At 52.6% G+C, this 22187-nt stretch carries 20 protein-coding genes; 16 read left to right on the top strand and 4 right to left on the bottom strand.

Annotated elements, in window-relative coordinates; all coding sequences use genetic code 11:
* Positions 1-86: 86 nt before the first annotated feature.
* Positions 87-2348, top strand: a complete 2262-nt coding sequence (metE, locus tag EA14781_RS09640; protein WP_000153935.1) for a 5-methyltetrahydropteroyltriglutamate--homocysteine S-methyltransferase — start codon at positions 87-89, stop codon at positions 2346-2348.
* A 209-nt stretch (positions 2349-2557) separates the two neighbouring features.
* On the opposite strand, the gene EA14781_RS09630 is transcribed toward metE, so the two are convergent.
* Entirely contained in the window at positions 2558-3373 is an 816-nt protein-coding gene (locus tag EA14781_RS09630; protein WP_002460524.1) for a dienelactone hydrolase family protein, read from the bottom strand.
* A 261-nt stretch (positions 3374-3634) separates the two neighbouring features.
* On the opposite strand from EA14781_RS09630, the gene udp reads away from it, so the two are divergent.
* The 9 genes from udp to tatD all read left to right on the top strand — a co-directional run bounded on the left by udp (position 3635) and on the right by tatD (position 11543).
* On the top strand, positions 3635-4396 hold the full coding sequence (gene udp / locus EA14781_RS09625; protein WP_000045189.1) for a uridine phosphorylase: 762 nt from the start codon (positions 3635-3637) through the stop codon (positions 4394-4396).
* 140 nt (positions 4397-4536) lie between these two features.
* Positions 4537-5964, top strand: coding sequence for a DNA recombination protein RmuC (rmuC, locus tag EA14781_RS09620; protein WP_000347694.1), 1428 nt, complete (start codon positions 4537-4539; stop codon positions 5962-5964).
* A gap of 94 nt (positions 5965-6058) precedes the next feature.
* On the top strand, positions 6059-6814 hold the full coding sequence (gene ubiE / locus EA14781_RS09615) for a bifunctional demethylmenaquinone methyltransferase/2-methoxy-6-polyprenyl-1,4-benzoquinol methylase UbiE (RefSeq protein ID WP_000227958.1): 756 nt from the start codon (positions 6059-6061) through the stop codon (positions 6812-6814).
* Between the two features lie 13 nt (positions 6815-6827).
* The gene (ubiJ, locus tag EA14781_RS09610; protein ID WP_001116103.1) at positions 6828-7433 is read left to right on the top strand and encodes a ubiquinone biosynthesis protein UbiJ; all 606 of its coding nucleotides are present in this window, start codon (positions 6828-6830) and stop codon (positions 7431-7433) included.
* Positions 7433-9073 (top strand): ubiquinone biosynthesis regulatory protein kinase UbiB, encoded by a 1641-nt coding sequence (gene ubiB / locus EA14781_RS09605; RefSeq protein WP_000187539.1) that lies wholly within the window; start codon positions 7433-7435, stop codon positions 9071-9073. Before ubiJ ends, ubiB begins: the two co-directional genes overlap by 1 nt.
* Before the next feature lie 78 nt (positions 9074-9151).
* Positions 9152-9421 carry a Sec-independent protein translocase subunit TatA gene (tatA, locus tag EA14781_RS09600; protein WP_000508967.1) on the top strand — a complete coding sequence of 90 codons (270 nt, stop codon included), beginning with the start codon at positions 9152-9154 and terminating at the stop codon, positions 9419-9421.
* 3 nt (positions 9422-9424) lie between these two features.
* On the top strand, positions 9425-9940 hold the full coding sequence (gene tatB / locus EA14781_RS09595; RefSeq protein ID WP_000459602.1) for a Sec-independent protein translocase protein TatB: 516 nt from the start codon (positions 9425-9427) through the stop codon (positions 9938-9940).
* Between the two features lie 2 nt (positions 9941-9942).
* A complete protein-coding gene (gene tatC / locus EA14781_RS09590) occupies positions 9943-10719 on the top strand; it encodes a Sec-independent protein translocase subunit TatC (RefSeq protein WP_000109948.1) in 777 nt (258 codons plus the stop codon).
* Between the two features lie 41 nt (positions 10720-10760).
* Positions 10761-11543: a 3'-5' ssDNA/RNA exonuclease TatD gene (gene tatD, locus EA14781_RS09585; RefSeq protein ID WP_002460530.1), complete on the top strand. Its 783-nt coding sequence runs from the start codon at positions 10761-10763 to the stop codon at positions 11541-11543.
* On the opposite strand, the gene rfaH is transcribed toward tatD, so the two are convergent.
* Complete coding sequence (gene rfaH / locus EA14781_RS09580; RefSeq protein ID WP_001149536.1) at positions 11540-12028, bottom strand: transcription/translation regulatory transformer protein RfaH; 489 nt, start codon at positions 12026-12028, stop codon at positions 11540-11542. The genes tatD and rfaH overlap by 4 nt on opposite strands.
* 166 nt (positions 12029-12194) lie before the next feature.
* Between rfaH and ubiD the strand changes: the two genes are divergently transcribed.
* Both ubiD and fre read left to right on the top strand, forming a co-directional pair.
* The gene (ubiD, locus tag EA14781_RS09575; RefSeq protein ID WP_000339806.1) at positions 12195-13688 is read left to right on the top strand and encodes a 4-hydroxy-3-polyprenylbenzoate decarboxylase; all 1494 of its coding nucleotides are present in this window, start codon (positions 12195-12197) and stop codon (positions 13686-13688) included.
* A gap of 45 nt (positions 13689-13733) precedes the next feature.
* Positions 13734-14435, top strand: a complete 702-nt coding sequence (gene fre, locus EA14781_RS09570) for an NAD(P)H-flavin reductase (protein WP_002460532.1) — start codon at positions 13734-13736, stop codon at positions 14433-14435.
* A gap of 180 nt (positions 14436-14615) precedes the next feature.
* Here the strand turns inward: fre and fadA are convergent, their stop codons facing one another.
* Positions 14616-15779, bottom strand: coding sequence for an acetyl-CoA C-acyltransferase FadA (gene fadA, locus EA14781_RS09565; RefSeq protein WP_000438712.1), 1164 nt, complete (start codon positions 15777-15779; stop codon positions 14616-14618).
* Positions 15780-15788: 9 nt separating this feature from the next.
* A complete protein-coding gene (gene fadB / locus EA14781_RS09560) occupies positions 15789-17978 on the bottom strand; it encodes a fatty acid oxidation complex subunit alpha FadB (protein WP_000966024.1) in 2190 nt (729 codons plus the stop codon).
* 189 nt (positions 17979-18167) lie between these two features.
* On the opposite strand from fadB, the gene pepQ reads away from it, so the two are divergent.
* The 4 genes from pepQ to hemG are packed head-to-tail and all read left to right on the top strand — an operon-like array spanning position 18168 to position 22160.
* On the top strand, positions 18168-19499 hold the full coding sequence (gene pepQ, locus EA14781_RS09555; protein WP_000444561.1) for a Xaa-Pro dipeptidase: 1332 nt from the start codon (positions 18168-18170) through the stop codon (positions 19497-19499).
* Positions 19499-20113, top strand: coding sequence for an IMPACT family protein (locus EA14781_RS09550; RefSeq protein WP_001295262.1), 615 nt, complete (start codon positions 19499-19501; stop codon positions 20111-20113). The genes pepQ and EA14781_RS09550 overlap by 1 nt, the downstream gene beginning before the upstream one ends.
* A 38-nt stretch (positions 20114-20151) precedes the next feature.
* Entirely contained in the window at positions 20152-21603 is a 1452-nt protein-coding gene (gene trkH / locus EA14781_RS09545; protein WP_000545682.1) for a Trk system potassium transporter TrkH, read from the top strand.
* Between the two features lie 11 nt (positions 21604-21614).
* Complete coding sequence (hemG, locus tag EA14781_RS09540) at positions 21615-22160, top strand: menaquinone-dependent protoporphyrinogen IX dehydrogenase (RefSeq protein WP_000853967.1); 546 nt, start codon at positions 21615-21617, stop codon at positions 22158-22160.
* Positions 22161-22187 lie beyond the last annotated feature (27 nt).

Below are 22187 nucleotides of genomic sequence, written 5' to 3'. Positions count from 1 at the left end.
CGCTTGAGGAATATACAGTAACTGGCAAATATGGATGTGTAAACATCTGGACGTCTAAATACTAAAAATTCCACAAGGGGCATATAATGACAATTCTTAATCACACCCTCGGTTTCCCTCGCGTTGGCCTGCGTCGCGAGCTGAAAAAAGCGCAAGAGAGTTATTGGGCGGGGAACTCCACGCGTGAAGAACTGCTGGCAGTAGGGCGTGAATTGCGTGCTCGTCACTGGGATCAACAAAAGCAGGCGGGTATCGACCTGCTGCCGGTGGGCGATTTTGCCTGGTACGATCATGTACTGACCACCAGCTTGCTGCTGGGTAATGTTCCACCACGTCATCAGAACAAAGATGGTTCGGTGGATATCGACACCCTGTTCCGTATCGGTCGTGGACGTGCGCCGACTGGCGAACCTGCGGCGGCGGCGGAAATGACCAAATGGTTTAACACCAACTATCACTACATGGTGCCGGAGTTCGTTAAAGGCCAGCAGTTCAAACTGACCTGGACTCAACTGCTGGACGAAGTCGACGAAGCGCTGGCTCTGGGTCATAAGGTGAAACCTGTGCTGCTTGGCCCGGTGACCTGGCTGTGGTTGGGTAAAGTGAAGGGCGAGCAGTTCGACCGTCTGAGTCTGTTGAACGATATTCTGCCGGTTTACCAGCAGGTGCTGGCGGAACTGGCAAAACGCGGCATTGAGTGGGTGCAGATCGACGAACCTGCGCTGGTACTGGAATTGCCGCAGGCGTGGCTGGACGCGTACAAACCTGCTTACGATGCTCTTCAGGGGCAGGTGAAACTGCTGCTGACCACCTATTTTGAAGGCGTAACGCCAAACCTCGACACGATTACTGCGCTGCCTGTTCAGGGTCTGCATGTCGATCTCGTACAGGGTAAAGATGATGTGGCAGAACTGCACAAGCGTCTGCCTTCTGACTGGCTGCTGTCTGCGGGTCTTATCAATGGTCGTAACGTCTGGCGCGCCGATCTTACCGAGAAATATGCGCAAATTAAGGACATTGTCGGCAAACGTGATTTGTGGGTAGCATCATCCTGCTCGCTGCTGCACAGCCCTATCGATCTGAGCGTGGAAACACGTCTTGATGCAGAAGTGAAAAGCTGGTTTGCCTTCGCCCTGCAAAAATGCCATGAACTGGCACTGCTGCGCGATGCGCTGAACAGTGGTGATACGGCAGCCCTGGCAGAGTGGAGCGCTCCGATTCAGGCGCGTCGTCACTCAAGCCGCGTACACAATCCGGCGGTAGAAAAACGTCTGGCGGCAATCACCGCCCAGGACAGCCAGCGTGCGAACGTTTATGAAGTGCGTGCTGAAGCCCAGCGTGCGCGTTTTAAACTGCCAGCGTGGCCGACCACCACGATTGGTTCATTCCCGCAAACCACGGAAATCCGTACCCTGCGTCTGGATTTCAAAAAGGGCAATCTCGACGCCAACAACTACCGCACGGGCATTGCGGAACATATCAGGCAGGCCATTGTTGAGCAGGAACGTTTAGGTCTGGATGTGCTGGTGCATGGCGAAGCTGAACGTAATGACATGGTGGAATACTTTGGTGAGCACCTCGACGGTTTTGTCTTTACGCAAAACGGTTGGGTACAGAGCTACGGTTCCCGCTGCGTGAAGCCGCCGATTGTTATTGGTGACGTTAGCCGTCCGGCGCCGATTACCGTTGAGTGGGCATCGTTCGCGCAGTCGCTGACTGACAAACCGGTGAAAGGGATGCTGACGGGCCCGGTGACGATTCTCTGCTGGTCGTTCCCGCGCGAAGATGTCAGCCGTGAAACCATCGCCAAACAGATTGCGCTGGCGCTGCGTGATGAAGTAGCCGATCTGGAAGCCGCAGGAATTGGCATCATCCAGATTGACGAACCGGCATTGCGCGAAGGTTTACCACTACGCCGCAGCGATTGGGACGCCTATCTTCAGTGGGGCGTGGAAGCTTTCCGTATCAACGCCGCCGTGGCGAAAGATGACACACAAATCCACACTCACATGTGTTACTGCGAGTTCAACGACATCATGGATTCGATTGCGGCGCTGGATGCTGACGTCATTACCATCGAAACCTCGCGTTCCGACATGGAGTTGCTGGAGTCGTTTGAAGAGTTTGATTATCCGAATGAAATTGGCCCTGGCGTCTATGACATTCACTCGCCGAACGTGCCGAGTGTGGAATGGATTGAATCCCTGCTGAAGAAAGCAGCACAACGTATTCCGGCAGAGCGCCTGTGGGTCAACCCGGACTGTGGCCTGAAAACGCGCGGCTGGCCAGAAACCCGCGCAGCGCTGGCGAACATGGTGCAGGCGGCTCAGAATTTGCGTCGGGGGTAAATACAAACCGGGTGGTAACACCACCCGTGAGATTGCTGACAAACGCAAAACTGCCTGATGCGCTACGCTTATCAGGCCTACGAAGTTCCTGCAATATATTGAATTTGCACATTTTTGTAGGCCGGATAAGGCGTTCACGCCGCATCCGGCATGAACAACGTGCACTTTGCAAACAATCTGTCGGGTGGCAACGCCACCCGTTTTTCTCATTACAGCGACTTCTTCCCACCATACTGCGTAAACCATTCCAGCATTCGCTGCCAGCCATCTTTCGCCGACTCGGCGTGATAGCTCGGGCGATAATCCGCATTGAACGCATGCCCGGCATCCGGGTAAACAATAATTTCTGCTTTCGCATTAGCAGCCCGCAGCGCCTGACGCATGGTTTCGACGCTCTCCTGTGGAATGCTGTTATCCTGACCACCATATAAGCCGAGAACTGGCGCGTTGAGATCGGTCGCGATATCAACCGGTTGTTTCGGTGAGTTCAGCGACTTATCGCCTGTTAGCTTGCCGTACCACGCCACCGCGGCTTTTAGCTGTGGATTATGCGCGGCATACAGCCAGGTGATACGTCCACCCCAACAAAATCCGGTGATCATTAAGCGATGAACATCGCCGCCGTTGCGTGACGCCCAACTGGCGACATGATCGAGATCGGCCAGCACTTGTGAGTCAGGCACTTTCGCCACCAGACTGCTTAGTAGTGTGGGGATATCGGCGAAATCATTCGGATCGCCTTCGCGGAAGTAAAGTTCTGGTGCGATAGCCAGATACCCCTCCAGCGCCAGACGGCGACAAATATCGCGGATATGTTCATGCACGCCAAAAATTTCTTGCACTACAATGACCACAGGCAGCGGGCCATCGCTTTGCTTTGGTCTGGCGTGGTAAGCAGGCATGTTATCCCCTTGTGAAGGGATAGAGGTGAAGCCTGCCACAATCGCGTCGTCCGGGGTCTGAACGATGGTCGAAGCGAGAGGTGATGCTGCAGGTGCAAATCCAGATTGTTGTGTTGTTGTCATGGGACTCTCCGTACCCTTATAAAAAATTTGCGCAATGTTAACTATAGACAGCGTGCAACAATTCACATTGCCTCAAATGGTTCATCTTTTAAGCAGCGTTACTGAATTAAGAGTTAATTGTGTGATTTGTGTCACTTTTGATGAGTAAATTTATGCAACACATTTGCATCATGGTGATGAGTGTCACGAAAAAATGTTAAGTCCTTCGGTAAAGTGTCTTTTTGCTTCTTCTGACTAAACCGATTCACAGAGGAGTTGTATATGTCCAAGTCTGATGTTTTTCATCTCGGCCTCACTAAAAACGATTTACAAGGGGCTACGCTTGCCATCGTCCCTGGCGACCCGGATCGTGTGGAAAAGATCGCCGTGCTGATGGATAAGCCGGTTAAACTGGCATCTCACCGCGAATTCACCACCTGGCGCGCGGAGCTGGATGGTAAACCTGTTATCGTCTGCTCTACCGGTATCGGCGGCCCGTCTACTTCTATTGCTGTTGAAGAGCTGGCACAACTGGGCGTTCGCACCTTCCTGCGTATCGGTACAACTGGCGCTATCCAGCCGCATATTAATGTTGGTGATGTACTGGTTACCACGGCGTCTGTTCGTCTGGATGGCGCGAGCCTGCACTTCGCACCGCTGGAGTTCCCGGCTGTTGCTGATTTTGAATGTACGACTGCGCTGGTCGAAGCCGCGAAATCTATTGGCGCAACCACTCACGTTGGCGTAACCGCCTCTTCTGATACCTTCTACCCAGGCCAGGAACGTTACGACACCTATTCCGGTCGCGTTGTGCGTCACTTTAAAGGTTCGATGGAAGAGTGGCAGGCAATGGGCGTGATGAACTATGAAATGGAATCTGCAACTCTGCTGACCATGTGTGCAAGTCAGGGCCTGCGCGCCGGTATGGTGGCGGGCGTTATCGTTAACCGCACCCAACAAGAGATCCCGAATGCTGAGACGATGAAACAAACCGAAAGCCATGCGGTGAAAATCGTAGTGGAAGCGGCGCGTCGTCTGCTGTAATTCTTTTCTCCTGTCTGAAGGCCGACGTGTTCGGCCTTTTGCATTTTTGCGGAGCGCCTCGCAGGAAATGCCTTTCCAACTGGACGTTTGTACAGCACAATTCTATTTTGTGCGGGTAAGTTGTTGCGTCAGGAGGCTTTGTGGATTTCTCAATCATTGTTTATGCCATTATTGCGCTGGTTAGTGTGGCCATTGGCTGGCTGTTTGCCAGTTATCAGCATGCACAGCAAAAAGCCGAGCAATTAGCTGAACGTGAAAAGATGGTCGCGGAGTTAAGTGCGGCAAAACAACAAATTACCCAAAGTGAGCACTGGCGCACAGAGTGTGAATTGCTCAATAACGAAGTGCGTAGCCTACAAAGTATCAATACCTCTCTGGAGGCGGATCTGCGTGAAGTGACCACGCGGATGGAAGCTGCACAGCAACATGCTGACGACAAGATTCGCCAGATGATCAACAGCGAACAGCGGCTCAGTGAACAGTTTGAAAATCTCGCCAATCGAATTTTTGAGCACAGTAATCGTCGTGTTGATGAACAAAATCGTCAGAGTTTGAACAGCTTGCTATCGCCGCTACGGGAGCAACTGGATGGCTTTCGCCGCCAGGTACAGGACAGTTTTGGTAAAGAAGCACAAGAACGCCATACCCTGACTCACGAAATTCGTAATCTACAGCAACTCAACGCGCAAATGGCCCAGGAAGCGATCAACCTGACTCGCGCGCTGAAAGGCGATAATAAAACACAGGGGAACTGGGGCGAGGTGGTGTTAACGCGCGTGCTGGAGGCATCTGGCTTGCGTGAAGGGTATGAATATGAAACCCAGGTCAGCATAGAAAACGATGCGCGTTCGCGGATGCAGCCAGATGTTATCGTGCGGTTGCCACAGGGGAAAGATGTGGTGATCGACGCCAAAATGACGTTGGTCGCGTATGAGCGCTACTTCAACGCGGAAGATGACTATACCCGCGAAAGCGCGCTGCAGGAACATATCGCCTCGGTGCGTAATCACATTCGCTTGCTGGGACGCAAGGATTATCAACAGCTTCCGGGACTACGAACGCTGGATTACGTGCTGATGTTTATTCCTGTGGAACCGGCATTTCTACTGGCGCTGGACCGTCAGCCGGAGTTAATCACCGAGGCGTTGAAGAACAACATAATGCTGGTTAGTCCCACCACGCTGCTGGTGGCGTTGCGTACTATCGCCAACCTGTGGCGTTATGAGCATCAAAGCCGCAACGCTCAGCAAATCGCCGACCGCGCCAGCAAGCTGTACGACAAGATGCGTCTGTTTGTCGATGATATGTCTGCGATTGGTCAAAGCCTGGACAAAGCGCAGGATAACTATCGTCAGGCAATGAAAAAACTTTCTTCAGGTCGCGGAAATGTGCTGGCGCAGGCAGAAGCGTTTCGCGGTTTAGGGGTAGAAATTAAACGCGAGATTAATCCAGATTTGGCGGAACAAGCGGTGAGTCAGGATGAAGAATATCGACTGCGATCAGTTCCAGAGCAGCCGAATGATGAAGCTTATCAACGCGATGATGAATATAATCAGCAATCGAACTAGCCCATTAGGGGTAGTTGCACCGGGTAGAAATCTAGGGCAACGACGCCCAATCTGTTACACTTCTGGAACAATTTTTTGATGAGCAGGCATTGAGATGGTGGATAAGTCACAAGAAACGACGCACTTTGGTTTTCAGACCGTCGCGAAGGAACAAAAAGCGGATATGGTCGCCCATGTTTTCCATTCCGTGGCATCAAAATACGATGTCATGAATGATTTGATGTCATTTGGTATTCATCGTTTATGGAAGCGATTCACGATCGATTGTAGCGGCGTACGCCGTGGGCAGACCGTGCTGGATCTGGCTGGCGGTACTGGCGACCTGACAGCGAAATTCTCCCGTCTGGTCGGCGAAACTGGCAAAGTCGTGCTCGCTGATATCAATGAATCCATGCTCAAAATGGGTCGCGAGAAGCTGCGTAATATCGGTGTGATTGGCAATGTTGAGTATGTTCAGGCGAACGCTGAGGCGCTGCCGTTCCCGGATAACACCTTTGATTGCATCACTATTTCGTTTGGTCTGCGTAACGTCACCGACAAAGATAAAGCGCTACGTTCGATGTATCGCGTGCTGAAACCCGGCGGTCGTCTGTTGGTACTTGAGTTCTCGAAGCCGATTATCGAGCCGCTAAGTAAAGCCTATGATGCTTACTCCTTCCATGTGCTGCCGCGTATTGGTTCTCTGGTGGCGAACGACGCCGATAGCTACCGTTATCTGGCAGAATCTATCCGTATGCATCCCGATCAGGATACTTTGAAAGCCATGATGCAGGATGCCGGATTTGAAAGTGTCGACTATTACAACCTGACGGCAGGTGTTGTGGCGCTGCATCGTGGTTATAAGTTCTGACAGGAGTACGATTATGCCTTTTAAACCTTTAGTGACGGCAGGAATTGAACGTCTGCTCAACACCTTCCTGTATCGCTCACCCGCGCTGAAAACGGCCCGTTCGCGTCTGCTGGGTAAAGTGCTGCGCGTGGAGGTAAAAGGCTTTTCTACGTCGCTGATTCTGGTATTCAGCGAACGCCAGGTCGATGTGCTCGGTGAATGGGCGGGTGATGCTGATTGCACTGTGATCGCTTACGCCAGCGTGTTGCCGAAACTCCGCGATCGTCAGCAGCTTGCCGCGCTGATCCGTAGTGGCGAGCTGGAAGTGCAGGGCGATATTCAGGTCGTACAGAACTTCGTGGCGTTGGCTGATTTGGCTGAGTTTGATCCTGCGGAATTGCTGGCGCCTTATACCGGTGATATTGCTGCCGAAGGTATCAGCAAAGCGCTGCGTGGTGGTGCGAAGTTTCTATATCATGGCATTCAGCGCCAGCAACGTTATGTGGCGGAAGCGATTACTGAAGAGTGGCGTATGGCGCCGGGTCCGCTGGAAGTCGCCTGGTTTGCGGAAGAGACGGCTGCCGTTGAGCGTGCTGTAGATGCCCTGGCCAAACGGCTGGAAAAACTGGAGGCAGTTTAATGACGCCAGGTGAAGTACGGCGCCTGTATTTCATCATTCGCACTTTTTTAAGCTACGGACTTGATGAACTGATTCCTAAAATGCGTATCACCCTGCCGCTACGGTTATGGCGATATTCATTATTCTGGATGCCGAATCGGCACAAAGACAAACCGTTAGGTGAACGGCTTCGGCTGGCGCTGCAAGAACTGGGTCCGGTATGGATCAAGTTCGGGCAGATGCTGTCGACGCGCCGTGACCTTTTCCCGCCGCATATTGCTGACCAACTGGCGCTCTTGCAGGATAAAGTAGCGCCTTTTGATGGCGAACTGGCGAAGCAACAGATTGAAACTGCAATGGGTGGCCTGCCGGTGGAAGCGTGGTTTGACGATTTTGAAATCAAGCCGCTGGCGTCGGCCTCTATCGCTCAGGTTCATACCGCGCGATTGAAATCGAATGGCAAAGAGGTGGTGATTAAAGTCATCCGCCCGGATATTTTGCCGGTTATTAAAGCGGATCTGAAACTTATCTACCGCCTGGCCCGTTGGGTACCGCGTTTGCTGCCGGATGGTCGCCGTCTGCGTCCAACCGAAGTAGTGCGTGAGTATGAAAAAACGCTGATAGATGAACTGAATTTGCTGCGGGAATCTGCTAACGCCATTCAGCTTCGGCGCAATTTTGAAAATAGCCCGATGCTCTACATCCCGGAAGTTTACCCTGACTATTGCAGTGAAGGGATGATGGTGATGGAGCGTATTTACGGCATACCCGTTTCTGATGTCGCAGCCCTGGAGAAAAACGGCACCAACATGAAATTGCTGGCAGAACGCGGCGTGCAGGTGTTCTTTACTCAGGTTTTTCGTGACAGCTTTTTTCATGCCGATATGCACCCAGGCAACATTTTCGTAAGCTATGAACACCCGGAAAACCCGAAATATATCGGTATTGATTGCGGTATTGTCGGTTCGCTAAACAAAGAAGATAAACGCTATCTGGCAGAGAACTTTATCGCCTTCTTTAACCGTGACTACCGCAAAGTGGCAGAACTGCATGTCGATTCCGGCTGGGTTCCTCCAGATACTAACGTTGAAGAGTTCGAATTTGCCATTCGTACTGTCTGCGAGCCTATCTTTGAAAAACCGCTGGCCGAAATTTCGTTTGGACATGTGCTGTTAAATCTGTTTAATACGGCACGTCGCTTTAATATGGAAGTACAGCCGCAACTGGTGTTACTTCAGAAAACCCTGCTCTATGTTGAAGGGGTAGGACGGCAGCTTTATCCGCAGCTTGATTTATGGAAAACTGCAAAACCTTTCCTTGAGTCGTGGATTAAAGAGCAGGTCGGCATCCCCGCGCTGGTGAGGGCATTTAAGGAAAAAGCGCCATTCTGGATCGAAAAAATGCCAGAACTGCCTGAACTGGTTTATGACAGTTTGCGCCAGGGCAAGTATTTACAGCACAGTGTTGATAAGATTGCGCGCGAGTTACAGTCTAACCATGTGCGTCAGGGGCAATCCCGTTATTTATTGGGGATTGGGGCGACGTTAGTGTTAAGTGGCACATTCTTGCTGGTCAGCCGACCTGAATGGGGGCTGATGCCGGGTTGGTTAATGGCGGCTGGCCTGGTGGCCTGGTTTGTCGGCTGGCGCAAAATGCGCTGATTTTTTCATCGCTCAAGGCGGGCTGCATAACGTATAATGTGGCCTTATTCAATCATCATCTACCACAGAGGAACATGTATGGGTGGTATCAGTATTTGGCAGTTATTGATTATTGCCGTCATCGTTGTACTGCTTTTTGGCACCAAAAAGCTCGGCTCCATCGGTTCCGATCTTGGTGCATCGATCAAAGGCTTTAAAAAAGCAATGAGCGATGATGAACCTAAGCAGGATAAAACCAGTCAGGATGCTGATTTTACTGCAAAAACTATCGCCGATAAGCAGGCGGACGTGAATCAGGAACAGGCTAAAACAGAAGACGCAAAGCGCCACGATAAAGAGCAGGTGTAATCCGTGTTTGATATCGGTTTTAGCGAACTGCTATTGGTATTCATTATCGGCCTCGTTGTTTTGGGGCCGCAACGACTGCCTGTGGCGGTAAAAACGGTAGCGGGCTGGATTCGTGCGTTGCGCTCACTGGCGACAACGGTGCAGAACGAACTGACCCAGGAGTTAAAACTCCAGGAGTTTCAGGACAGCCTGAAAAAGGTTGAAAAAGCGAGCCTGACTAACCTGACGCCAGAGCTGAAAGCGTCAATGGATGAACTGCGCCAGGCTGCGGAGTCGATGAAACGTTCTTACGTTGCGAATGATCCTGAAAAGGCAAGCGATGAAGCGCACACCATTCATAATCCGGTGGTGAAAGGCAATGAGTCTGCGCATGAGGGAGTAATCCCTGCTGCTGCCGAAACACAGGTTAGTTCGCCGGAACAAAAACCGGAGACTACGCCAGAACCGGTGGTAAAACCTGCTGCGGACGCTGAGCCGAAAACCGCTGCACCTTCCCCTTCGTCGAGTGATAAACCGTAAACATGTCTGTAGAAGATACTCAACCGCTTATCACGCATCTGATTGAGCTGCGTAAGCGTCTGCTGAACTGCATTATCGCGGTGATCGTGATATTCCTGTGTCTGGTCTATTTTGCCAATGACATCTATCACCTGGTCTCTGCGCCGTTGATTAAGCAGCTGCCGCAAGGTTCAACGATGATTGCCACTGACGTGGCGTCGCCGTTCTTTACGCCGATCAAGCTGACCTTTATGGTGTCGCTGATTTTGTCAGCGCCAGTGATTCTCTACCAGGTGTGGGCGTTTATTGCCCCCGCACTGTATAAGCACGAACGTCGCCTGGTGGTGCCGCTGCTGGTCTCCAGTTCTCTGCTATTTTATATCGGTATGGCGTTCGCCTATTTTGTGGTTTTTCCGTTGGCGTTTGGTTTTCTCGCCAATACCGCACCGGAAGGAGTACAGGTATCTACCGACATCGCCAGCTATTTAAGCTTCGTGATGGCGCTGTTTATGGCGTTTGGCGTTTCGTTCGAAGTGCCGGTGGCGATTGTACTTCTGTGCTGGATGGGGATTACCACACCAGAAGATTTGCGCAAAAAACGGCCGTATGTACTGGTCGGCGCATTCGTCGTCGGGATGTTGTTGACGCCGCCGGATGTCTTCTCGCAAACGCTGCTGGCAGTTCCGATGTATTTTCTGTTTGAAATCGGTGTTTTCTTCTCACGCTTTTACGTTGGTAAAGGTCGAAACCGGGAAGAAGAAAATGACGCTGAAGCAGAAAGCGAAAAAACTAAAGAATAAATTCAACCGCCCGTCAGGGCGGTTGTCATATGGGGGGCTGGATGTTTGATATTGGCGTTAATTTGACCAGCTCGCAATTTGCGAAAGATCGTGATGATATCGTAACGCGTGCTTTTGCAGCGGGGGTTAATGGGCTGCTCATCACCGGTACTAACTTGCGCGAAAGCCAGCAGGCGCAAAAGCTGGCGCGGCACTATCCGCGATGTTGGTCAACGGCGGGCGTGCATCCTCATGACAACAGTCAATGGCAAGCTGCGACCGAAGAAGCGATCATTGAGCTGGCCTCGCAGCCAGAAGTAGTGGCGATTGGTGAGTGCGGCCTCGACTTTAACCGCAACTTTTCCACGCAGGAAGAGCAAGAACGAGCCTTTGTCGCCCAGTTGCGCATTGCTGCAGAGTTAAATATGCCGGTATTTATGCACTGTCGTGATGCCCACGAGCGATTTATGACGTTGCTGGAGCCGTGGCTGGATAAACTGCCTGGCGCAGTGTTGCACTGTTTTATCGGTACGTGCGAAGAGATGCAGGAGTGCGTGGCGCGTGGGATTTATATCGGCATTACCGGTTGGGTTTGCGACGAACGACGTGGACTGGAACTGCGGGAACTGTTGCCGTTGATTCCGGCGGAGAAATTACTGGTTGAGACTGATGCGCCGTATTTGCTCCCACGCGATCTCACTCCGAAGCCATCGTCACGGCGCAATGAACCCGCGAATCTTCCCCATATTCTGCAACGCATTGCGCACTGGCGTGGGGAAGATGCTGCGTGGCTGGCGGCAACTACAGATAACAACGTTAAAACGCTGTTTGGGATCGCGTTTTAGAGCTTACGGAACTCGGTGTTCTTCACACTGTGCTTAATCTCTTTATTGATCAGATTAAGGAGTAGCATGGAACGCGCTTCACCGTCGGGCTCGGTAAAAATGGCCTGAAAACCTTCGAATGCGCCTTCAGTGATAATTACTTTATCACCCGGATATGGCGTTGATGGATCGACAATATCTTCCGGTTTATATATCGATAACTGATGAATTACGGCAGATGGAACTATCGCTGGCGACGGACCAAAGCGCACGAAGTGGCTGACGCCGCGAGTGGCACTGATGGTCGTGGTATGAATCACTTCTGGATCGAATTCTACAAACAGGTAGTTGGGGAACAACGGTTCACTGACTGCGGTACGTTTGCCACGCACGATTTTCTCCAGAGTGATCATCGGTGCCAGGCAATTAACCGCCTGTCTTTCGAGGTGTTCCTGGGCACGTTGAAGTTGCCCGCGCTTGCAGTACAGTAAATACCAGGCTTGCATAATGACTCTTATCCGTTTAATCGGGGCGAAAGGATAGCAAAAGCTTTACGCTAAGTTAATTATATTCCCCGGTTTGAGTTATACCGTCAGAGTTCACGCTAATTTAACAAATTTACAGCATCGCGCAGATGAACGCCGTATAATGGGCGCAGATTAAGAGGCTACAATGGACGCCATGAAATATAACGACTTACGCGACTTCTTGACGCTGCTTGAACAGCAAGGTGAGTTAAAACGTATTACGCTTCCGGTGGACCCGCATCTGGAAATCACTGAAATTGCCGACCGTACGTTGCGTGCCGGTGGTCCCGCGCTGTTGTTCGAAAACCCGAAGGGTTATTCAATGCCGGTGCTGTGTAACCTGTTTGGTACGCCAAAGCGCGTGGCGATGGGCATGGGGCAGGAAGATGTTTCGGCGCTGCGTGAAGTGGGTAAATTATTGGCTTTTCTGAAAGAGCCGGAGCCGCCAAAAGGTTTCCGCGACCTGTTTGATAAACTGCCGCAGTTTAAGCAAGTATTGAACATGCCGACAAAGCGACTGCGTGGTGCGCCCTGCCAACAAAAAATCGTCTCTGGCGATGACGTCGATCTCAATCGCATTCCCATTATGACCTGCTGGCCGGAAGATGCCGCGCCGCTGATTACCTGGGGGCTGACCGTAACGCGCGGCCCACATAAAGAGAGGCAGAATTTGGGCATTTATCGCCAGCAGCTGATTGGTAAAAACAAACTGATTATGCGTTGGCTGTCGCATCGCGGCGGCGCGCTAGATTATCAGGAGTGGTGCGCGGCGCATCCGGGCGAACGTTTCCCGGTTTCTGTGGCGCTGGGTGCTGATCCCGCCACGATTCTCGGTGCAGTCACCCCCGTTCCGGATACGCTTTCAGAGTATGCGTTTGCCGGATTGCTGCGCGGCACCAAGACCGAAGTGGTGAAGTGTATCTCCAATGACCTTGAAGTGCCCGCCAGTGCGGAGATTGTGCTGGAAGGGTATATCGAACAAGGTGAAACGGCGCCAGAAGGACCGTATGGCGACCACACCGGTTACTATAACGAAGTCGATAGTTTCCCGGTATTTACCGTAACGCATATTACCCAGCGTGAAGATGCGATTTACCATTCCACCTATACCGGGCGTCCGCCAGATGAACCCGCGGTACTGGGTGTGGCGTTGAACGAAGTGTTCGTGCCCATTCTGCAAAAACAGTTCCCGGAAATTGTCGATTTTTACCTGCCGCCGGAAGGCTGTTCATATCGTTTGGCGGTAGTGACAATCAAAAAACAGTACGCCGGACACGCGAAGCGCGTCATGATGGGCGTCTGGTCGTTCTTACGCCAGTTTATGTACACTAAATTTGTGATCGTTTGTGATGATGACGTCAACGCACGCGACTGGAACGATGTGATTTGGGCGATTACTACCCGTATGGACCCGGCGCGGGATACGGTGTTGGTCGAAAACACGCCCATTGATTATCTGGATTTTGCTTCGCCTGTTTCTGGGCTGGGCTCAAAAATGGGGCTGGATGCCACGAATAAATGGCCGGGGGAAACCCAGCGTGAGTGGGGACGTCCCATCAAAAAAGATTCGGATGTCGTCGCGCGTGTTGATGCAATCTGGGATGAGCTGGCTATTTTTAACAACGGTAAAAGCGCCTGATGCGCGTTTGTTTTGCCCTATTTATCGATCCGACAGAGAAAGCGCATGACAACCTTAAGCTGTAAAGTGACCTCGGTAGAAGCTATTACGGATACCGTGTACCGCGTTCGAATTGTGCCAGACGCGGCCTTTTCTTTTCGTGCTGGTCAGTATTTGATGGTAGTGATGGATGAGCGCGATAAACGCCCGTTTTCGATGGCCTCGACGCCGGATGAAAAAGGTTTCATTGAGCTGCATATAGGTGCTTCTGAAATCAATCTTTACGCAAAAGCCGTCATGGATCGCATCCTTAAAGATCACCAAATCGTGGTGGATATTCCTCACGGTGAAGCCTGGTTGCGCGATGATGACGAGCGTCCAATGATTCTTATCGCGGGCGGTACAGGGTTCTCTTATGCCCGTTCGATTTTGCTGACGGCGCTGGCGCGTAACCCTAATCGTGATATCACCATTTACTGGGGCGGGCGTGAAGAGCAGCATCTTTATGATCTCTCCGAACTTGAGGCGCTTTCGCTTAAGCATTCTGGTCTGCAAGTGGTGCCGGTGGTCGAACAACCGGAAGCGGGCTGGCGTGGTCGTACTGGCACAGTGTTAACCGCGGTGTTGCAGGATCACGGTACGCTGGCGGAGCATGATATTTATATCGCCGGGCGTTTTGAGATGGCAAAAATCGCTCGTGACCTGTTCTGCAATGAGCGTAGTGCGCGGGAAGATCGCCTGTTTGGCGATGCATTTGAGTTTATCTGAGCCATAAAAAACCCGCCCCTGACAGGCGGGAAAAACGGCAACTAAAACTTTATACAGTGGCATTACTCTATGTCGCATCTGGCAAACAATGCCCGATGCGACGCTGGCGCGTCTTATCGTGCCTACCGGAGTTTTGAACCGTAGGCCGGATAAGGCGTTTACGCCGCATCCGGCAAGTGTTTATACCCGCTCAAACACCGTCGCAATACCCTGACCCAGACCGATACACATCGTCGCCAGACCAAACTGAACGTCTTTGCGTTCCATCAGATTCAGCAGCGTGGTGCTGATACGCGCACCGGAACACCCCAGCGGATGACCCAGCGCGATCGCACCACCATTGAGGTTGATCTTCTCGTCAATCTGCTCCATTAGCCCCAGATCTTTAATGCACGGCAGGATCTGCGCGGCAAAGGCTTCGTTCATCTCGAATACGCCGATATCGCTGGCAGAAAGTCCCGCTTTTTTCAGCGCCAGTTTTGAGGCCGGAACCGGGCCGTAACCCATAATCGACGGATCACAACCAACGACCGCCATCGAACGCACACGGGCGCGCGGCTGAAGGCCTAATTCACGAGCGCGGCTTTCACTCATCACCAGCATGGCAGCTGCCCCATCGGAAAGCGCAGAAGATGTACCCGCCGTTACCGTACCGCTGACGGGATCGAACGCCGGACGCAGCGTGGCGAGGGCTTCCACGGTGGTTTCCGGGCGAATCACTTCGTCGTAATTAAACTGCTTCAGGACGCCGTCGGCATCGTGACCACCGGTCGGGATAATTTCATTTTTAAATGCGCCTGATTGCGTGGCGGCCCAGGCGCGAGCATGTGATCGCGCGGCAAAGGCATCCTGCATTTCACGACTGATACCGTGCATACGCGCCAGCATTTCTGCCGTTAAGCCCATCATGCCCGCCGCTTTGGCGACATTACGGCTCAGGCCGGGGTGAAAATCGACGCCGTGACTCATCGGCACATGGCCCATATGCTCCACGCCGCCGACCAGACATGCCTGCGCATCGCCAGTCATAATCATCCGTGCTGCGTCATGCAGTGCCTGCATGGATGAACCACACAAGCGATTGACGGTCACCGCCGGGACAGAGTGTGGTACTTCTGCCAACAGCGCCGCGTTACGGGCGATGTTAAAACCTTGCTCCAGCGTTTGCTGCACACAACCCCAGTAAATATCGTCGAGGGCCGCTGCTTCCAGCGCCGGGTTACGTGCCAGCAGGCTACGCATTAAATGAGCGGAGAGATCTTCCGCACGCACGTGACGAAAAGCACCGCCCTTCGAACGGCCCATCGGGGTGCGAATTGCATCGACAATGACAACCTGTTCCATTGTGACTCCTTAAGCCGTTTTCAGGTCGCCAACCGGACGGGCTGGCTCAACCGGGGGATAGTACGGTTCGTTATGACGTGCTTTATTACGCAGACCTTCCGGCACTTCATACAGCGGGCCGAGGTGCTGATATTGCTGTGCCATATCGAGGTATTTTGCGCTGCCGAGGGTGTCCAGCCAGCGGAACGCGCCTCCGTGGAACGGAGGGAAGCCCAGGCCGTAGACCAGCGCCATATCCGCTTCTGCCGGAGTGGCGATAATGCCTTCTTCCAGACATCGGACCACTTCGTTGACCATTGGGATCATCATGCGGGCGATAATCTCTTCCTCGCTAAAATCGCGCTTCGGCTGGCTCACTTCTGCCAGCAGGTCGTCAACGACAGCGTCTTCTTCTTTCTTCGGCTTACCTTTGCTGTCTTCTTTATAACGCCAGAAACCGAGGCCGTTCTTCTGACCAAAGCGGTTGGCATCAAACAGCGCGTCGATGGCATCGCGATAATCTTTCTGCATCCGCTGTGGGAAGCCCGCTGCCATCACGGCCTGGGCGTGATGCGCGGTATCAATCCCCACGACGTCCAGCAGATATGCCGGACCCATCGGCCAGCCGAACTGTTTTTCCATTACTTTGTCGATCTTGCGGAAATCCGCGCCGTCACGCAGCAACTGGCTGAAACCAGCAAAGTAGGGGAACAGCACGCGGTTAACAAAGAAGCCGGGGCAGTCGTTAACCACAATCGGCGTTTTACCCATCCTGCTCGCCCAAGCGACGACTTTCGCGATGGTTTCGTCAGAGCTTTTCTCGCCGCGAATAATTTCTACCAACGGCATCCGGTGCACTGGGTTAAAGAAGTGCATCCCGCAGAAGTTTTCCGGGCGTTCCAGGGCACTGGCCAGTTCGCTGATAGAAATGGTTGACGTGTTAGACGCCAGCACGGTATCCGGGCGAACTTTCTGCTCGGTTTCTGCCAGTACGGCTTTTTTCACTTTCGGGTTTTCAACCACCGCTTCTACTACAACATCCACGCGGTCAAATCCGGCGTAGTCGAGCGTTGGGTGGATCGTGGAGAGCACGCCAGCCAGTTTCAGACCATCGATCTTGCCGCGCTCAAGCTGCTTGTTCAGCAGTTTCGCGGCTTCGGTCATGCCGAGAGTTAACGACTTGTCGCTGATATCTTTCATGACAACCGGCACGCCTTTCCACGCAGACTGGTAAGCGATGCCGCCGCCCATAATGCCTGCGCCCAGCACAGCGGCCTGTTTCGGTGTTTCAACGTCTTTGGTGAGTTTCTTCGCTTTGCCTTTTACATATTGATCGTTAAGGAAAATACCGACCAGTGCGCGGGCTTCGTTGGTATGCGCCAGCGGGACAAAACTTTTGTTTTCCAGATTTAATGCTTCTTCACGACCAAAACGGGCCGCAGCTTCAATGGTTTTTACTGCGGTGATGGGGGCCGGGTAATGTTTTCCTGCCGTTTGCGCGACCATCCCTTTAGCGATGGTGAAGCTCATGGTGGCTTCAATCTTGCTCAGTTTTAGCGGTTCCAGCTTCGGCTGACGTTTCGCTTTCCAGTCGAGGTCGCCGTTAATGGCCTGACGTAAAATCGCCATCGCGCCTTCAATCAGTTTTTCTGCTTTGACTACGCCATCCACCAGACCGATTTTCAGCGCCTGATCCGCGCCGACATCTTTACCGGCGGCAATGATTTCCAGCGCACTGTCAGCGCCCAGCATACGTGGCATACGTACAGAACCGCCAAAGCCCGGCATGATGCCCAGTTTGGTTTCCGGCAGACCGATGCGCAGATCCGGCGTCGCCAGACGATAATCGGTCGCCAGTACGCATTCGCAGCCACCGCCCAGCGCATAGCCGTTGACGGCGGCAATGGTCGGCACCGGCAGATCTTCCAGGCGATTAAACACGCTATTGGCAAAATGCAGCCACTGGCTTAACTGTTCTTCAGGAACGAGGAACAGGGACAAGAATTCGGTGATATCAGCACCGACGATAAAGGCTGCTTTGTTCGAACGCAGCAGCAGCCCTTTTAGATCTGATTGCTGTTCCAGCACGCCGATGGCCTCGCCGAGGCTGGCGACGGTCGCAGTGTCGAGTTTATTAACTGAACCTGAGGCATCAAATACCAGTTCGGCAATGCCATCTTCCAGCCAGTCAAGGTACAGGGTGTCGCCTTTGTAAAGCATGTCAGTCTCCTGAATCTGCAAGGTGATCTGGTCGTACCAGATACATCGAAGTGTGTATTTTATGTTAAAAATATGCAAATAAAAGATTAAAGAAATGCCAGTCTGATCACGCTCGGCAGAAATCACGCTCTGGATGAACGATGTGCTAAGATGCGGAGACTTAAGGTCAAAAAAACAGAAGGGTAAAAAATGGAATCACTGGCCTCGCTCTATAAAAATCATATAGCTACCTTACAGGAACGGACTCGCGATGCGCTGGCGCGCTTCAAACTGGATGCGTTACTTATTCACTCCGGCGAACTGTTCAACGTTTTTCTCGACGATCATCCCTATCCGTTTAAAGTGAACCCGCAATTCAAAGCGTGGGTGCCGGTAACTCAGGTGCCAAACTGCTGGTTGCTGGTGGATGGCGTGAACAAGCCGAAACTGTGGTTCTATCTGCCGGTTGATTATTGGCACAACGTCGAACCGCTGCCGACTTCCTTCTGGACTGAGGACGTAGAAGTAATTGCGCTGCCGAAAGCCGATGGTATTGGTAGCTTGTTGCCTGCTGCGCGCGGCAATATTGGCTATATTGGCCCGGTGCCGGAACGTGCGCTGCAACTGGGTATTGAGGCCAGCAACATCAACCCGAAAGGGGTTATCGACTACCTGCATTACTATCGCTCCTTCAAAACTGAGTACGAACTGGCCTGTATGCGTGAAGCGCAGAAAATGGCGGTCAACGGTCATCGCGCGGCAGAAGAAGCGTTCCGTTCTGGCATGAGTGAGTTCGATATCAACATTGCCTATCTGACCGCGACCGGCCATCGTGATACCGACGTACCTTACAGCAACATTGTGGCGCTTAACGAACACGCTGCGGTGTTGCATTACACCAAACTGGATCATCAGGCACCGGAAGAGATGCGCAGCTTCCTGCTGGATGCCGGGGCCGAATATAACGGCTATGCGGCTGATCTGACCCGTACCTGGTCGGCAAAAAGCGACAACGACTACGCGCAACTAGTGAAGGACGTTAATGATGAGCAACTGGCGTTGATCGCTACCATGAAAGCGGGCGTCAGCTATGTGGATTACCACATCCAGTTCCATCAGCGCATCGCCAAACTGCTGCGTAAACATCAAATCATCACCGATATGAGTGAAGAGGCGATGGTTGAAAACGATCTCACCGGTCCGTTTATGCCGCATGGTATCGGCCATCCGCTGGGTCTGCAGGTGCATGACGTAGCTGGTTTTATGCAGGATGATAGCGGTACGCACCTCGCGGCACCGGCAAAATATCCGTACCTGCGCTGCACCCGTATTCTCCAGCCGGGCATGGTGTTAACCATCGAACCGGGTATCTACTTCATCGAATCGCTGTTGGCGCCGTGGCGTGAAGGGCAGTTCAGTAAACACTTCAACTGGCAGAAGATTGAAGCACTGAAACCGTTCGGCGGTATTCGTATCGAAGACAACGTGGTGATCCACGAAAACAACGTGGAAAACATGACCCGGGATCTGAAACTGGCGTGATGGAAAGCTGGTTAATTCCTGCGGCGCCGGTCACGGTTGTTGAAGAGATCAAAAAGAGCCGCTTCATTACGCTGTTGGCGCATACCGATGGCGTCGAGGCGGCGAAAGCGTTTGTTGAATCGGTGCGGGCAGAACACCCCGATGCCCGCCACCATTGCGTGGCGTGGGTGGCGGGGGCACCTGACGATTCGCAGCAACTGGGTTTCTCTGATGACGGAGAACCGGCGGGAACGGCAGGTAAACCGATGCTCGCCCAACTGATGGGCAGCGGCGTCGGGGAAATTACCGCTGTGGTGGTGCGCTACTATGGCGGTATATTGCTGGGCACTGGCGGGTTAGTGAAGGCTTACGGCGGCGGTGTAAATCAGGCGCTGCGCCAGCTTACGACCCAACGCAAGACGCCATTAACCGAATATACTTTGCAGTGTGAATATAGTCAGTTAACCGGCATTGAAGCGTTGCTGGGACAGTGTGACGGCAAGATTATCAACAGTGATTATCAGGCATTCGTCCTGCTGCGGGTGGCGCTTCCGGCAGCGAAAGTGGCTGAGTTTTCCGCAAAACTGGCGGATTTTAGCCGTGGTTCATTGCAATTGTTAGCGATTGAAGAATAATCCCCACTTCGTTTTGCAGAACTAAGGAAGCGGCAGAGATGCATTTTCGCGCCATTACCCGAATCGTTGGACTACTGGTCATCTTATTTTCAGGGACCATGATTATCCCTGGGCTGGTAGCACTCATTTACCGGGATGGGGCGGGCCGCGCTTTTACCCAGACCTTTTTTGTTGCCCTCGCCATTGGCTCTATGCTGTGGTGGCCGAACCGTAAAGAGAAGGGCGAACTGAAATCCCGTGAAGGGTTTCTGATAGTGGTGCTGTTCTGGACTGTGCTGGGTAGCGTCGGTGCGCTCCCTTTTATCTTCTCGGAAAGCCCGAACCTCACGATTACCGATGCGTTTTTTGAATCTTTCTCCGGTCTGACTACCACGGGGGCAACTACGCTGGTGGGGCTGGATTCGCTTCCTCACGCCATCCTCTTTTATCGCCAGATGCTGCAATGGTTTGGCGGGATGGGGATCATCGTGTTGGCGGTCGCGATACTGCCTATCCTCGGCGTGGGTGGGATGCAGCTCTATCGCGCGGAAATGCCCGGCCCGCTGAAAGATAACAAAATGCGCCCGCGAATTGCGGAAACGGCGAAAACCCTGTGGTTGATTTATGTCTTGCTGACCGTCGCCTGTGCGCTGGCGTTGTGGTTTGCCGGGATGTCCGCCTTTGATGCCATTGGTCATAGCTTCGCAACGATTGCTATTGGCGGCTTCTCGACCCATGATGCCAGCGTTGGCTATTTTGACAGTCCGACCATTAATACCATTATTGCTATCTTCCTGCTGATTTCTGGCTGTAACTACGGCCTGCATTTCTCGTTGCTGAGTGGACGTAGCCTTAAGGTCTATTGGCGGGATCCAGAATTTCGCATGTTTATCGGCGTGCAGTTTTCGCTGGTGGTTATTTGTACCCTCGTGCTGTGGTTTCATAATGTCTACAGTTCGGCGCTAATGACAATTAACCAGGCGTTTTTCCAGGTGGTGTCGATGGCGACAACCGCCGGGTTTACGACTGACAGCATTGCCCGCTGGCCGCTCTTCTTGCCAGTACTGCTGTTATGTTCTGCTTTTATCGGCGGTTGCGCCGGGTCAACGGGCGGTGGCCTGAAAGTGATCCGTATTCTGTTGCTGTTCAAGCAGGGGAACCGTGAGCTGAAACGACTGGTGCACCCGAACGCCGTCTATAGCATTAAGCTGGGGAACCGCGCACTGCCGGAACGTATCCTCGAAGCTGTGTGGGGATTTTTCTCCGCCTATGCATTGGTGTTTATTGTCAGTATGCTGGCGATTATCGCCACGGGCGTGGATGACTTTTCAGCCTTCGCGTCGGTTGTTGCGACCTTGAATAACCTGGGACCAGGGCTTGGCGTGGTGGCTGATAACTTTACCAGCATGAACCCGGTGGCTAAATGGATCCTGATTGCCAACATGCTGTTTGGTCGTCTTGAGGTCTTTACATTGCTTGTACTCTTTACCCCGACTTTCTGGCGTGAATGATGGAGTGATACGTGAAAACATTAATTCTTTTCTCAACAAGGGACGGACAAACGCGCGAGATTGCCTCCTACCTGGCTTCGGAACTGAAAGAACTGGGGATCCAGGCGGATGTCGCTAATGTGCACCGTACTGAAGAACCGCAGTGGGAAAACTACGATCGCGTGGTCATTGGCGCTTCTATTCGCTATGGACATTACCATTCAGCGTTCCAGGAATTTGTTAAAAAGCATGCGACGCGGCTGAATTCAATGCCGAGCGCCTTTTACTCCGTAAACCTGGTGGCGCGCAAACCGGAGAAGCGTACTCCACAGACCAACAGCTACGCGCGGAAGTTTCTGATGAGTTCGCAATGGCGTCCCGATCGCTGTGCCGTCATTGCCGGGGCGCTGCGTTATCCACGTTACCGCTGGTATGACCGCTTTATGATCAAGCTGATTATGAAAATGTCAGGCGGAGAAACGGACACGCGCAAAGAAGTTGTCTATACCGATTGGGAGCAAGTAGCGAATTTCGCCCGAGAAATCGCCCATTTAACCGACAAACCGACGCTGAAATAAGCATAAAGAATAAAAAATGCGCGGTCA

Origin of the sequence: Escherichia albertii NBRC 107761 = DSM 17582, from assembly GCF_000759775.1 — a bacterium.
Classification (GTDB): Bacteria; Pseudomonadota; Gammaproteobacteria; order Enterobacterales; family Enterobacteriaceae; genus Escherichia; species Escherichia albertii.
The sequence above is the reverse complement of the archived record's forward strand: the minus strand, read 5'-3'. Positions and strand labels throughout refer to the sequence as shown.